Below are 13,108 nucleotides of genomic sequence, written 5' to 3' on the forward strand. Positions count from 1 at the left end.
GTAATATCAGGTAAACGGCTTCGTTAACTGTCCACCATGTCTCCGAACATGTGTCCACCATGTCCCCGGTCCAAACAGCTCTTTGTGGCGAGGGCGCTTGGCCCCCATAAAGCGACTGTGGTCTTTCAGAATGAACTCGGCGATAGTTTTTGGGGCTGCTACGCAACCCAGCGGGAGCAAGCTCCCTCGCCACGGTAGTGAGCAGCCCTAGCCTTGATTAAACAACACTATGGCGTTAACGGGCCTTGGGCGTCGCCACCTTGTCACGCAGGTACACTGGCTGCGCATCGTCGGCCGGGATGGCTTCTCCACGTGCCCAAGCGAACTGCGCGAGGGTCAGCAGGTCCTGTGCGTGCGGCAGCATGCCAGCGGCCTGCCCGCTCAGGCTGACGGCAATCCGCTCGCCATAGCCCCAACCGGTGCCCGCGCCGAACCAGTCACCGGAAGCCTCTGCCGGCAACGCCGCCGCTTCCGGTGGCAGTACGGCTTCAGCCCCCACCAGGCGCATTTCACCGGCGGTTTCGCGGTAGCAGCCCCAGTAGACCTCATCCATTCGCGCATCAATGGCTGCTGCCACCTGGGTGGCGCCGTGCTCACGCAACGCACGCTGCGCCAGCACGGCCAGGTTGGAGACGGGCAATACAGGGCGATCCAGGGCGAACGCCAGGCCCTGCACCACGCCAATGGCAATCCGCACCCCGGTAAACGCCCCCGGCCCGCGCCCGAACGCTATCGCATCGACGGCCTGCAAGGTGGTACCGGCGTCCGCCAGCAGTTGCTGGATCATCGGCAGCAGCTTCTGCGCATGCAGGCGCGGGATCACCTCGTAATGGCTCGTCACTTTGCCGTCATGCAGCAAGGCAACGGAGCAAGCTTCAGTCGCGGTGTCCAGGGCCAGCAAGGTACTCATCGATGTATCCGTCAGGGAGGTGGTCAAAAGTGCGCCAGTATAAACAACAACGGCCCGCAAGCGGGCCGTTGAAGGTACAGCAAATCAGCTTTCTCAGCTCAGCGCTGCAAGCACTTTACCGGTGATGGCTTCAACCGAGCCAACGCCTGCAATGTGGCTGTAGACCGGCTTGCCGTTGGCAGCCGACAGCTTCTGGTAGAAATCCACCAGTGGCTTGGTCTGGGAATGGTAGACCGACAGGCGATGACGCACGGTTTCTTCAGTGTCGTCCTTGCGCTGCACCAGCTCTTCGCCAGTGATGTCGTCTTTGCCGGCGATTTTCGGCGGGTTGTAAACGGTGTGGTACACGCGGCCGCTGGCCTCATGAACGCGGCGACCGGCGATACGCTGCACGATTTCTTCGTCTTCGACGGCGATTTCAACCACGTGGTCCAGCTCCACACCCGCAGTCACCAAGGCTTCAGCCTGGGGAATGGTGCGTGGGAAACCGTCGAACAGAAAACCGTTGGCGCAATCGGGCTGGGCAATACGATCCTTGACCAGGGCGATGATCAGGTCGTCGGAGACCAGGCCGCCGGCATCCATGATGCTCTTGGCCTTGATACCCAGCTCGGTGCCGGCCTTGACCGCTGCACGCAGCATGTCGCCGGTGGAGATCTGTGGAATGGCGAATTTTTCGGTGATGAACTGAGCCTGAGTACCTTTACCGGCCCCGGGAGCTCCCAGCAGAATGACGCGCATCGATGTGCTCCTCAATTTCTTATTGATAAACGATCGGATTCGCCGCGTGGGGCCAATCTCAAAAAATAGGGTCGTGGGCCGCCCAAACGGCCAAAGGCTGATCAAGATACACAGCAGGCACGGACCACACAAGCCGTCGAAAGTCGGAGGAACCCGGGCCTGCCATGCCCTTGCGACGAGGTATTCCAAGTCGCAACCCCATAACAAAGTGTCGCCTGAGAAACGCCAGCCGCCGTTTCGCAGCCCTCGTTTTGAGCTGCGAAACGACCGCCAGGGTTATCCGCAAGGTCTTAGCCGGTATTGCGCAAACCGGCGGCAATCCCCGCCACAGACACCAGCAGCGCCTGTTCCACCGGGCTGCCCTGTGCCACGTCCTGCTGCCGGGAACGGGCCAGCAACTCGGCCTGCAATAGATGAAGCGGGTCCAGGTACGTGTTGCGCAAACGGATGAACTCCAGGGTGTCTGGGCTATGGGCCAGTAGCTGCGACTGACCGGTCAGCCCCAACACGACCGAGCAAGCCTGCGACAATAGGTCGCGTAAATGCGCACCCAAAGGCAGCAAATCAGGCTCCACCAAACGCTCATCGTAGGACCGGGCGATGTCCGCGTCAGCCTTGGCCAACACCATCTCCAGCATGTCGATCCGGGTGCGGAAGAACGGCCATTGCTCACGCATCTGCGCCAGTAACTCACCCTCGCCACGGGCCAGAGCCTTGCTCAGCGCCGTTTCCCAACCCAGCCAGGCCGGCAGCATCAAGCGGGTCTGGGTCCAGCCAAAAATCCACGGGATCGCCCGCAGGCTTTCGATCCCTCCAGCACGGCGCTTGGCCGGACGACTGCCCAGCGGCAAGCGCCCCAGTTCCTGCTCAGGGGTGGACTGGCGGAAGTACTCGACGAACTGCGGGTTGTCCCGGACCACGGCGCGGTAGGCACTGACACCGTCGGCCGCCAGCTCGTCCATCACGCCACGCCATGCCGGGGCAGGCGGCGGAGGCGGTAGCAAGGTCGCTTCGAGCACGGCCGCCAGGTAGAGGTTGAGGTTTTGCTCGGCGATGTCCGGCAGGCCGAATTTGAAACGAATCATTTCCCCCTGTTCGGTGGTGCGGAAACGCCCTGCGACCGAACCCGGTGGCTGCGACAGAATCGCCGCATGGGCCGGGCCACCTCCGCGCCCCACGGTGCCACCGCGACCATGGAACAACAGCAGTTCAACTTGTTGTTCACGGCAGATCTCCACCAGCCGTTCCTGTGCCCGGTACTGCGCCCATGCCGCCGCCGTGGTGCCGGCGTCCTTGGCCGAGTCGGAGTAACCGATCATCACCTCCTGCGGGCCCTGCAAGCGGGCGCGGTAGCCCGGCAGCAGCAACAACTGCTCGATCACCGGTCCGGCGTTGTCCAGGTCGGCAAGGGTCTCGAACAGCGGCACCACGCGCATCGGCCGCTGTACCCCGGCCTCTTTGAGCAACAGTTGCACCGCGAGCACGTCCGAGGCCGCGCCCGCCATGGAAATCACATACGAACCCAGTGACGCTGCCGGGGCTGCCGCGATCTCACGGCAGGTCGCCAGGACTTCCGCGGTGTCGGCCGAGGGTTTGAAGTGCGTGGGCAACAGGGGGCGACGATTGTTCAGCTCGGCCATCAGGAAGCTGATGCGCGCCTCCTCGTCCCAGGCTTCATAGCGGCCAAGCCCCAGATAGTCGGTGATTTCGGTCATCGCCGAGCTATGGCGCGATGAGTCCTGGCGCACGTCCAGACGCACCAGGAACAGGCCGAACGTCACCGCCCGACGCAAGCAGTCCAGCAGCGGGCCATCGGCAATCACGCCCATGCCGCATTCGTGCAGCGACTGGTAGCACAGCTCCAACGGATCGAGCAGGTCACGGTTGTTGCACAGCACATCAGCCCCTGCCGGGGTAGTCGCCACCAGCGAGGCCTGCGCCCACTGACGGGTTGCCCGCAGGCGCTCGCGCAGCTGCTTGAGCACCGCACGGTAAGGTTCGGCACTGCTCCCCGCCTTGTCCCGTAAGGCAGCGCTGGCCTGCTGCATCGACAGGTCGGACGCCAATTGATCGACATCGCGCAGGTACAGGTCCGCCGCCATCCAGCGCGCCAGCAACAGGACTTCACGGGTAACGGCAGCGGTCACGTTCGGGTTGCCGTCCCGGTCTCCGCCCATCCACGAAGCGAACCGGATCGGCGCGGCTTCCAGCGGCAAGCGCAGACCGGTGGCGGCCAGCAAGGCCTGGTCGGCCTTACGCAGGTAATGGGGGATCGCCTGCCACAGCGAATGCTCGATCACGGCAAAGCCCCACTTGGCTTCATCCACCGGCGTGGGTCGGGTACGACGAATCTCTTCGGTGTGCCAGGCCTCGGCGATCAGGCGCTGCAAGCGCTGCCGGATCTGCTCGCGCTCGGCGCTGGTCAAGTCGCGATGATCCTGTGCCGCCAATTGCGCGGCGATCGCGTCGTACTTCTGGATCAGGGTGCGGCGCGCCACTTCGGTCGGGTGCGCGGTCAGCACCAACTCGATGTCCAGGCGTCCCAGTTGCCTGGCCAGCGCCTCCGCGCCATGCCCCTCGGCTCGCAGCCGCGCCAGCAGTTCGGGCAATACCCGCGCCTCGAACGGTGCCGGCTGCGACTCCTCACGGCGGTGAATAAGCTGATACTGCTCGGCGATGTTCGCCAGATTGAGAAACTGATTGAACGCCCGCGCCACGGGCAGCAGGTCGTCTTCACTCAACTGATTGAGGCTGGCGCTCAGTTGCGCGTCCATCGCGCCGCGTCGATCGGCCTTGGCACCTTTGCGGATCTGCTCGATCTTGTCGAGAAACCCATCGCCGTATTGCTCACGGATGGTGTTGCCCAACAACTCTCCCAACAGGTGAACATCCTCGCGCAAGCGTGCATCGATATCGGTCATCAGCAGTTCTCCAACGAATGGCGGAAGGCTTTTGAGGCTCCGGCGTAGAACCCCAAGAGTGCCGTCCACAGCCGGTTCTTACAAGCAGGCGACAAATCGACGGTAAACCCTGTGGCTAGCGGCTAGTCTCATAAGTAAGCCACACCAGGGCTTGCCACCGGCCACGGCCGGACACTCATCACGCCCTGCCACGAGCAGGAAGCACATTGAGGTCATTATGAAAATCCGTGAACTGGCCCAGCATTGGGAAGAAACCGCCACAGGGCGCTTGACCGAGACTGGCTACACCCTTCACCTGGACGTCGAAACCGCTGCCCGCCTGGCGGCGCTCAGCGAAATGTACCCGAAACGACGCCCCGAGGAACTGCTGGGGGAACTGATCGGCGCGGCCCTGGAAGAGCTCGAAGCGAGCTTCCCGTATGTGAAGGGCCAGCACGTTGTCGCGACCGATGAAGAAGGGGATCCGCTGTACGAGGACGTCGGACCTACGCCACGTTTCCTCGCCCTGTCGCGGCAACATCTGCATCAATTGTCGGCGCCAAGCGACAAGCAGAAACACTGATGGACCGCTGTGGCGAGGGCGCTGGCGCCCCCGCCACAAGGCTTCGCATCGCCGCCGTTATGGCTCGAGCTTTTGCGGGGTTTCCTGGCCCATACAGCGCACGGCCTTTTTCTTGGCATTGATCAGCACACCGGTCAGACCCTTCTGCTCGGTGTCGAACAACACCAGCACGCCATCGATGCATTGCGCGACTTGCGCGGCCGGCTCCAGGGAGACTTTGTAGTCTTCGCCCGGCACGGTCTTGAGCATGGTGAACTCGTTGAGCAGCAGCGCGTCTTCCGGTTTGGCAAAGTGCAGGTAGCCGTACCACCACAGGGCGGCGACGGTGCCCAGGATGCTGCAGATACCGGTGATGATCAGCGGGATGGCGTTACGTTCTTCACTCATTGCGGGCTCTCTGGAGGTTCGATTGCTGAATTCGGGGGTGCCGGGTAATTGGGGATCTCACCCAGGCGGCGCAGACCGTTGAAATGCTGCGGATCATCAAGAAAGCGCAGCATGACGCTTCGCCAGACCGGGTCGGCGAACGTCTGCACGTGGCCGCCCCGGGTCAACTGCAGCACCCTGGGCGGGGGCGCAGCTTGATACAGTCGGATGCCGTTGGAAAGAGGCACGATCGGATCGTCGATGCTGTGGTAGATCAACTTCGGTACACCATTGATCCGCGGCATGGCGCTGAGCGCACTGTCACCGTCCGGCACCAGCCAGGACAACGGCACCTGAAACGGCCAGGTCAGCCACGAGGTGCTGAGCGCGAACCGCCCGACTTCGCGGTAACTGGCGGGCACGCCATCAAGCACCAGCGCCTTGAGTTGGCGCTGACGCTGCGGGTGTTCGGCCAGGTAGTGCACGGTCAGCGCGCCGCCGAGGCTCTGGCCGAGGACGATCAGCGGCTTGCCTTTGACCTCCGGCGCCTTGTCCAGCCAGGTGAACGCCGCGTCGATGTCCTGATAGATCGCCGGCAGGCTCGGTTCACCCTCAGACAAACCGTAACCGCGATAGTCCACCAGCAACACCTGGTAACCCTCTTTTGGCAGCCAATAGCTACCGCCGAGGTGCATCGGCAGATTGCCGCCGTTGCCGTGCAGGTGCAGCACCGTGCCTTTGACCTCGACGCCCTGCTTGGCCGGCAACCACCAGGCGTGCAGGCGGAGGCCGTCGGCAGTGGTCAGGGTGACATCGCGGAATTCGAGCCCGGCCTTTTCCGGTGTGAACAACTGGCCCGGCTCCGGGTAGAACAGCAGCGAGCTGCAACCGCTCAAGGTCAGTAGCAGACACACGATGCCGAGGATTCTCATCCGTTTGAAACCTCGCGAAAGTAGATGTGGTGATCGTTCCCACGCTCTGCGTGGGCATGCATACCGTGACGCTCTGCGTCACAGGGGACGCGGAGCGTCCATGGCGGCATTCCCACGCAGAGCGTGGGAACGATCAGCCACGGCGTCCTTACCAGTCACAAAATATTGGAGTAATCCGCTTCGATCCGGTCCAGGCTCAGGTGATTCAGGAAGTTGGAGAAGCACATCCAGGCCGACAGCGCGTTCATGTCACGGAACTGCTCCGGTAAGTACTTGGGCGGTTCCACCAGGCCTTCATCCACCAGCTGACGCAAGGTGCGCATGTCTTCCAGGGTGGTCTTGCCGCAAAACAGCAACGGGATCTGCTCGAGCTTGCCTTTACGCACGGCCAACTGAATGTAGTTGTAAACCATGATAAAGCCCTTGAGGTAGGACAAGTCTTTGGTAAACGGCAAGCCATTGGGCACCGAACCGCGGAACACCCGGCTCGCATTGCCATAACTTTCAGCCATCTCGAAACCTTGCTCGCGGAAAAAATCGAAGATCTGCAGGAAGTCCGCGCCCTCCTCGACCATGTGAATGGCCCGGGTACGGTTGGTCAGTTTGCGCAAGCGACTCGGGTAGGAAGCGAACGTGATGATTTCCATCAGGATCGCCAGGCCTTCCTGGGTCACGGTCGAGGACGGCGGCCCCTTGGACAGGAAGGTGCAGATCGGCTGGTTCAGCCCGTTGAGCGTCGTGCCGACGTGCACCAGGCCTTCATGGACCTCCAGGGCGCGCACGTCACGGTCGTTGAACATAGCATCGGCGCGGATCTTGATGTAGTCGGCCCCCGCCGCTGCATCGGCGACGATACCGTCGGACTCAAACACCCGGATGGTTTCCTCGGTTTCACCGAACACCTTGTTCAAGCGGGTTTGCAGCAGGTGCACCGCCTCTTTGGCGGTGAGGATCTTCGGTTCGTCCTTCAGGTCGCCCCGGCCATCGATGTTGTTCAAGTAATCGGACATCATCAGGCCAAGGTCAGCCAGGGTCGGGTCACCGGCGTGGAACGCATCGGAGGCGGCGCCATAGAGCTCCTGCGAGATCAGCCCGAAGTCTTCGGTGCCTCGGGCCTCGAGCATCCGCACCACCATGCGGTACTCCTTGCACATGCGCCGCATGATCTGCCCGACCGGGTTGAACTGCCCCAACTGGCGGGTGATATCACGCTCGATGTTCTGGAACTCCAGCTTGACCTTGCTCGAGTCGAAGGACAGCGGCCGATTGAGGTAATAGTCACGGTCCACCGCCGGCATTTCCTTGCCTTTGGCCTTGAGAAAGCCTTTGCGGATGTTGTCGTCCCACTTCACCGCATCGAGGACGCGGATCGGCGTCTGCGCCAGCACTATGCGATCAGACAGGGTACGTATCGTCTGCTGGTAATCGTCCACCGGTTGCTCCCTTTGAAAACCGTAGCGTGCTGCGTTTATTGGGTTTTGACCCGCCGCTGGTAACGTGCGGCTTCGACAAATACATCGGAATTGGCCGGATCATCCAGGTAGGCGAACACTTGATCCATGGGGCTGTTGACCAGCACCCCCTCGCCGTCGTCGGTCTTGAAGGCTTCGCCTCCCAGATGCTTTTGCCCGACCGCCTGGTTGATCAGGTCGAGATCGAGGTTATAGATCACCAGCTCGTCCTGGTCAGTGAGTTCGAAGCCGGCGATGGTGAAGTGACCGCCGTACTGGGCCGGCACCTTGGCCGAGACGTACCAGCGGTTGCCATGGCGCGAGACCGTGAACGGATAAGCCTCACGCTCCTTGGGGTTGGCCTTGAAGTAGCTGACGGCCTGGTAGCGCCCCGGGCCGAGGCGCGTCAGCTCCAGGTTCTGTGCTTCGCCCCAGGCGTTCTTGCTGGTCCATTTGCCGAGCAACGCTGCAGGCGCGGCCTCACTGGCGGGCAACGGCTCCTTGAACGACACCAGGCAGCCGCTGAGCAGCAGGAACGACAGAGCGATCACGACTCGCCAGCACTTCATTCAATACTCCCTATGAATACACACCCGCCAATGTGGCAACGGTCCTGATTACACCGAAGCCAGCACCAAATGCATGTACCGCGTGAGGATACCGAGCATTTCGGCTTCCGCCTGCGGCTCTGCCTCGTTGAGCAGGCCTTGATATTCCATCCGTCCGATAATCGCCGTCAACACTTTGGCATCCTGCTGTGGCTCACGCGAACCCAACACCTGGAAAAGCTGGCAGGTGCCTTGCAGGAGAATTTGTTGATGGGAGCGCACCAACAACGCCAGGCGTGGATTGAGCAGCGCTTCCTGGCGGAACGCCTGCTCGGCCATCAAGTGTTCGCGACGGGTGACCAGTTGCCGCTGAACATAGTCCGCCATCAGCCGCGCAATATTGTCGGCCAGTCGCGAGCGGGACTCAGGGCTGCCATCGCCACTGACCACCATTTCCCGCAGCAAGCCTTCGTTGTTCACCCACAGCTTGGCCATGTAGGCCGCACTGCGTTCCACGTATTGGGCGAAGGTATCGGTGAGCAGGTCATCGATATCCTTGAAATAGTAAGTGGTGGCCGACAGGGGCACGCACGCCTCGGCGGCCACGGCACGGTGACGCACGGCACGCACGCCATCACGCACGACAATACGCATCGCCGCGTCGAGAATGTCCTGTCGACGCTGTTCACTGCCCTGTCGGCTGGCCTTGCGGCCCTGGTACTGAACACTTTCAGCGACCGCAGTGGCGATGCCCGCTGCACCTTCTTGAGCAATTGCACGGTTCACGACAGGTATTCCTCTCTAATCTGCAAAAGTAACCAATTGATACATTTGTACCAGACAGGCAATAAAAAGCCGCCTGTTTTAGGCGGCTTTTTTACTGAAACGTTTACGCTTGCGGGCGCATGTGCGGGAACAGGATCACGTCGCGGATCGATGGCGAGTTGGTCAGCAACATCACCAGGCGATCGATGCCGATCCCTTCACCGGCCGTTGGCGGCATGCCGTACTCCAGCGCACGCACGAAATCGGCGTCGTAGTGCATGGCTTCGTCGTCGCCGGCGTCCTTGTCGGCCACCTGCGCCATGAAGCGCTCGGCCTGGTCTTCCGCATCGTTCAACTCGGAGTAGGCGTTGGCGATTTCACGGCCACCGATGAACAGCTCGAAACGGTCGGTGACGTTCGGGTTATCGTCGTTACGACGGGCCAGCGGCGACACTTCGAACGGGTACTGGGTGATGAAGTGCGGCTGCTCCAGCTTGTGCTCGACCAGCTCTTCGAAAATCATCACCTGCAGCTTGCCCAGGCCTTCGAAACCCAGCACCTTGGCGCCGGCTTTCTTGGCGATGGCGCGAGCCTTGTCGATGTCGTTCAGGTCGTCAGCGGTCAGCTCGGGGTTGTACTTGAGGATCGAGTCGAACACCGACAGACGCACGAACGGCTCGCCGAAGTGGAACACCTTGTCGCCGTACGGCACGTCGGTGCTGCCCAGAACCAGCTGCGCCAGTTCACGGAACAGTTCTTCGGTCAGGTCCATGTTGTCTTCGTAGTCGGCGTAAGCCTGGTAGAACTCCAACATGGTGAATTCAGGGTTGTGACGAGTCGAAACGCCTTCGTTACGGAAGTTGCGGTTGATCTCGAACACCTTTTCAAAACCACCGACCACCAGGCGCTTGAGGTACAGCTCCGGCGCGATACGCAGGAACATTTCCATGTCCAGGGCATTGTGGTGGGTCTCGAACGGCTTGGCCGCCGCGCCGCCCGGGATGGTTTGCAGCATCGGCGTTTCCACTTCCAGGAAGTCACGCTGCATCAGGAAGCTGCGGATGTGGGCAATCACTTGCGAACGCACGCGGAAGGTCTGGCGCACTTCATCGTTGACGATCAGGTCAACGTAACGCTGGCGGTAGCGTTGCTCGGTATCGGTCAGGCCGTGGTGCTTGTCCGGCAGCGGGCGCAGCGACTTGGTCAGCAGCCGCACGTGGGTCATTTCAACGTACAGGTCGCCCTTGCCGGAACGGGCCAGGGTGCCTTCGGCGGCAATGATGTCGCCCATGTCCCAGGTTTTCACCGAGGCCAGGGTGTCTTCGGACAGGGTCTTGCGGTTGACGTAAACCTGGATCCGTCCGGTCATGTCCTGGATCACCATGAACGAGCCACGGTTGAGCATGATGCGACCGGCAACTTTGACCGGAATTGCAGCCTCTGCCAGCTCTTCCTTGGTCTTGTCCGCGTATTGCTTCTGCAGGGCATCGCAGTAGTTTTCGCGGCGGAAGTCGTTCGGGAAGGCATTGCCCTTGGCGCGCTCGGCAGCAAGCTTTTCCTTGCGCAGGGCGATCAGGGAGTTTTCTTCCTGTTGCAGGGCTTGCGGGTCGAGTTCTAGGTCGCTCATGTCTTTAAAAATTCCATCACAGGTTCGTTGCCCCCGTCGATGACGGGGGACTTGAGGTCTTGACTGGCGGTTTACAGGCCCTGTTTCAGGCTGGCCACCAGGTATTCGTCAATGTCGCCGTCGAGCACCTTGTCGCAGTCGCTGCGTTCGATGTTAGTGCGCAAATCCTTGATTCGCGACGCATCGAGTACATAGGAGCGGATCTGGTGACCCCAGCCGATGTCCGACTTGGTGTCTTCCAGCGCTTGCGAGGCGGCGTTGCGTTTCTGCACTTCCTGCTCGTACAAGCGCGCCCGCAACATTTTCATCGCGGTGTCTTTGTTCGCATGCTGGGAGCGTTCGTTCTGGCAGCAGACCACGGTGTTGCTCGGTACGTGGGTGATACGTACGGCCGAGTCGGTGGTGTTTACGTGCTGACCACCGGCACCCGAGGAGCGGTAGGTATCGATGCGCAGGTCCGACGGGTTGATGTCGATTTCGATGTTGTCATCGATTTCAGGCGACACGAACACGGCCGAGAACGAGGTGTGGCGGCGGTTGCCGGAGTCGAACGGGCTCTTGCGCACCAGGCGGTGTACACCGATTTCGGTCCGTAGCCAGCCAAAGGCGTATTCGCCCTTGATGTGCACGGTAGCGCCCTTGATCCCGGCGACTTCACCGGCCGACAGTTCCATGATGGTCGCGTCGAAACCGCGTTTGTCGGCCCAGCGCAGGTACATGCGCAGCAGGATGTTGGCCCAGTCCTGGGCCTCGGTACCGCCGGAGCCGGCCTGGATGTCCAGGTAAGCGTTGTTGGCATCCATCTCGCCGCTGAACATGCGACGGAATTCGAGTTTTTCCAGGGACTCGCGCAGGCGCTCGACTTCGGCAGCGACGTCATCGACGGCGGCCTGGTCTTCTTCTTCGGCGGACATCAGCAGCAGGTCTTTGGCATCGGCCAGACCGCTGTGCATTTCGTCGAGGGTTTCGACGATCTGAGCTAGCAGCGACCGCTCGCGGCCCAGTTCCTGAGCGTACGACGGGTTGTTCCAGACATTCGGATCTTCAAGCTCGCGATTGACTTCAGTCAGACGCTCATGCTTTTGATCGTAGTCAAAGATACCCCCGAATAGTTTCGGAGCGCTCGGACAGGTCCTTGATACTGTTAAGGATCGGGTTGATTTCCATGGCGGGCAGCACTCGTTGGCGAACTTTTGAAAGCCGACGAGTATAACGTAATCAGGCCGTCACGGCAGCCCGCCTGGCGGCTTTAGCTACGAATGAACAGCCTGGTTCATTCAATCCCCACCTGATTGCGCCCATTGTTTTTTGCCTGGTACAACCCCTTGTCCGCCGCCGAGATCAATTGCCGGCTGTCACTGCTCGGTTGCGGGGTAATGGTCGAGAGCCCGATGCTGATGGTCAGGCAGCCTCCCTCGGCCGGCGCAATGTGCGGAATTTTCAGGGCCGCCACGGTCTGGCGCAGCTTTTCCGCCACCAGCCGGGCACCGCCCGGCGACGTATTGGGCAGCACCAGTGCAAACTCTTCGCCACCATAACGGGCCGGCAGATCCGATGGTCGGCTGCTGGCCTCGCGAATCGCCGCAGCCACCTTGCGCAGGGCTTCGTCGCCTTCCAGGTGGCCGAAGTTGTCGTTGTAGGACTTGAAATAGTCGACATCGATCATCAACAGCGACAGCTGACTCTGGTCACGCATGGCCCGGCGCCATTCCAGCTCCAGGTATTCGTCGAAATGCCGGCGATTGGACAGGCCGGTCAGGCCGTCGGAGTGCATCAACCGTTGCAGCACCAGATTGGTGTCGAGCAACTGCTGCTGGCTGACGCGCAACGCCCGGTAGGCGGCATCGCGCTGGATCAGCGTGGTGTAGGAGCGTGAGTGGTAACGAATGCGCGCCACCAGCTCGATGTTGTCCGGCAGTTTCACCAGGTAATCGTTGGCGCCGGCAGCAAAGGCCGCGCTCTTGATCAGGGGATCTTCCTTGGTCGACAGCACGATGATCGGAATGTCCTTGGTCGCCGGGTGATTGCGATACTCACGCACCAGCGACAAGCCATCCAGGCCCGGCATGACCAGATCCTGCAGGATCACGGTCGGCTTGATCCGGATGGCCTGGGCGATGGCCTGGTGCGGATCGGCACAGAAATGGAAGTCGATGTTTTCTTCGCTCGCCAATCCACGACGCACGGCCTCACCGATCATGGCCTGGTCGTCGACCAGCAGCACCATGGCGGCATTTTCATCGGTTTTAAAATCGTCGAGCTGTAAATCATCCATGGGTATTCAC

12 protein-coding genes are annotated in these 13,108 nt (G+C 61.2%); 1 reads left to right on the forward strand and 11 read right to left on the reverse strand.

From position 1 onward, the window contains the following. Positions 1 to 235: 235 nt before the first annotated feature. The 3 genes from tsaB to ppc form a co-directional block, all read right to left on the reverse strand. Positions 236 to 910 (reverse strand): tRNA (adenosine(37)-N6)-threonylcarbamoyltransferase complex dimerization subunit type 1 TsaB, encoded by a 675-nt coding sequence (gene tsaB, locus AC3WQN_RS15460; protein WP_103399761.1) that lies wholly within the window; start codon positions 908 to 910, stop codon positions 236 to 238. A 93-nt stretch (positions 911 to 1,003) separates the two neighbouring features. Continuing rightward, positions 1,004 to 1,651, reverse strand: a complete 648-nt coding sequence (gene adk, locus AC3WQN_RS15465; RefSeq protein WP_103399762.1) for an adenylate kinase — start codon at positions 1,649 to 1,651, stop codon at positions 1,004 to 1,006. 290 nt (positions 1,652 to 1,941) lie between these two features. Continuing rightward, positions 1,942 to 4,572, reverse strand: a complete 2,631-nt coding sequence (gene ppc, locus AC3WQN_RS15470; protein WP_103399763.1) for a phosphoenolpyruvate carboxylase — start codon at positions 4,570 to 4,572, stop codon at positions 1,942 to 1,944. A gap of 217 nt (positions 4,573 to 4,789) precedes the next feature. Between ppc and AC3WQN_RS15475 the strand changes: the two genes are divergently transcribed. Beyond that, positions 4,790 to 5,134 (forward strand): pilin assembly protein, encoded by a 345-nt coding sequence (locus tag AC3WQN_RS15475; RefSeq protein ID WP_103399764.1) that lies wholly within the window; start codon positions 4,790 to 4,792, stop codon positions 5,132 to 5,134. Between the two features lie 57 nt (positions 5,135 to 5,191). On the opposite strand, the gene AC3WQN_RS15480 is transcribed toward AC3WQN_RS15475, so the two are convergent. The 8 genes from AC3WQN_RS15480 to AC3WQN_RS15515 all read right to left on the reverse strand — a co-directional run bounded on the left by AC3WQN_RS15480 (position 5,192) and on the right by AC3WQN_RS15515 (position 13,098). Beyond that, the gene (locus tag AC3WQN_RS15480; protein WP_095077513.1) at positions 5,192 to 5,521 is read right to left on the reverse strand and encodes a PA3694 family proteiin; all 330 of its coding nucleotides are present in this window, start codon (positions 5,519 to 5,521) and stop codon (positions 5,192 to 5,194) included. Next, positions 5,518 to 6,432 carry an alpha/beta hydrolase gene (locus tag AC3WQN_RS15485; protein WP_103399765.1) on the reverse strand — a complete coding sequence of 305 codons (915 nt, stop codon included), beginning with the start codon at positions 6,430 to 6,432 and terminating at the stop codon, positions 5,518 to 5,520. The genes AC3WQN_RS15480 and AC3WQN_RS15485 overlap by 4 nt, the downstream gene beginning before the upstream one ends. Positions 6,433 to 6,587: 155 nt before the next feature. Beyond that, positions 6,588 to 7,865 carry a flavohemoglobin expression-modulating QEGLA motif protein gene (locus tag AC3WQN_RS15490; protein WP_103399766.1) on the reverse strand — a complete coding sequence of 426 codons (1,278 nt, stop codon included), beginning with the start codon at positions 7,863 to 7,865 and terminating at the stop codon, positions 6,588 to 6,590. A 35-nt stretch (positions 7,866 to 7,900) separates the two neighbouring features. Further along, positions 7,901 to 8,452, reverse strand: coding sequence for a hypothetical protein (locus tag AC3WQN_RS15495; RefSeq protein WP_103399767.1), 552 nt, complete (start codon positions 8,450 to 8,452; stop codon positions 7,901 to 7,903). A 48-nt stretch (positions 8,453 to 8,500) separates the two neighbouring features. Next, complete coding sequence (locus AC3WQN_RS15500) at positions 8,501 to 9,205, reverse strand: TetR/AcrR family transcriptional regulator (protein WP_103399822.1); 705 nt, start codon at positions 9,203 to 9,205, stop codon at positions 8,501 to 8,503. Between the two features lie 115 nt (positions 9,206 to 9,320). Next, positions 9,321 to 10,823, reverse strand: coding sequence for a lysine--tRNA ligase (lysS, locus tag AC3WQN_RS15505; protein WP_103399768.1), 1,503 nt, complete (start codon positions 10,821 to 10,823; stop codon positions 9,321 to 9,323). 71 nt (positions 10,824 to 10,894) lie between these two features. Beyond that, positions 10,895 to 11,990, reverse strand: a protein-coding gene (gene prfB / locus AC3WQN_RS15510; RefSeq protein ID WP_103399769.1) for a peptide chain release factor 2 whose coding sequence is annotated in 2 segments (ribosomal slippage) — positions 10,895 to 11,917 and positions 11,919 to 11,990 — 1,095 coding nt in all. Because the reading frame shifts where the segments join, the coding sequence is not laid out codon by codon here. Positions 11,991 to 12,096: 106 nt separating this feature from the next. Then, positions 12,097 to 13,098, reverse strand: a complete 1,002-nt coding sequence (locus AC3WQN_RS15515) for a response regulator (RefSeq protein ID WP_095146505.1) — start codon at positions 13,096 to 13,098, stop codon at positions 12,097 to 12,099. Positions 13,099 to 13,108 lie beyond the last annotated feature (10 nt).

The sequence above is a fragment of the Pseudomonas sp. FW300-N1A1 genome (assembly GCF_058789115.1).

Excerpts from the sequence above, each read along its gene's own strand:
- tsaB (WP_103399761.1), bottom strand. The coding sequence starts at position 910 with ATGAGTACCTTGCTGGCCCTGGACACCGCGACTGAAGCTTGCTCCGTT.
- adk (WP_103399762.1), bottom strand. The coding sequence starts at position 1,651 with ATGCGCGTCATTCTGCTGGGAGCTCCCGGGGCCGGTAAAGGTACTCAG.
- ppc (WP_103399763.1), bottom strand. The coding sequence starts at position 4,572 with ATGACCGATATCGATGCACGCTTGCGCGAGGATGTTCACCTGTTGGGA.
- AC3WQN_RS15475 (WP_103399764.1), top strand. The coding sequence starts at position 4,790 with ATGAAAATCCGTGAACTGGCCCAGCATTGGGAAGAAACCGCCACAGGG.
- AC3WQN_RS15480 (WP_095077513.1), bottom strand. The coding sequence starts at position 5,521 with ATGAGTGAAGAACGTAACGCCATCCCGCTGATCATCACCGGTATCTGC.
- AC3WQN_RS15485 (WP_103399765.1), bottom strand. The coding sequence starts at position 6,432 with ATGAGAATCCTCGGCATCGTGTGTCTGCTACTGACCTTGAGCGGTTGC.
- AC3WQN_RS15495 (WP_103399767.1), bottom strand. The coding sequence starts at position 8,452 with ATGAAGTGCTGGCGAGTCGTGATCGCTCTGTCGTTCCTGCTGCTCAGC.
- lysS (WP_103399768.1), bottom strand. The coding sequence starts at position 10,823 with ATGAGCGACCTAGAACTCGACCCGCAAGCCCTGCAACAGGAAGAAAAC.
- AC3WQN_RS15515 (WP_095146505.1), bottom strand. The coding sequence starts at position 13,098 with ATGGATGATTTACAGCTCGACGATTTTAAAACCGATGAAAATGCCGCC.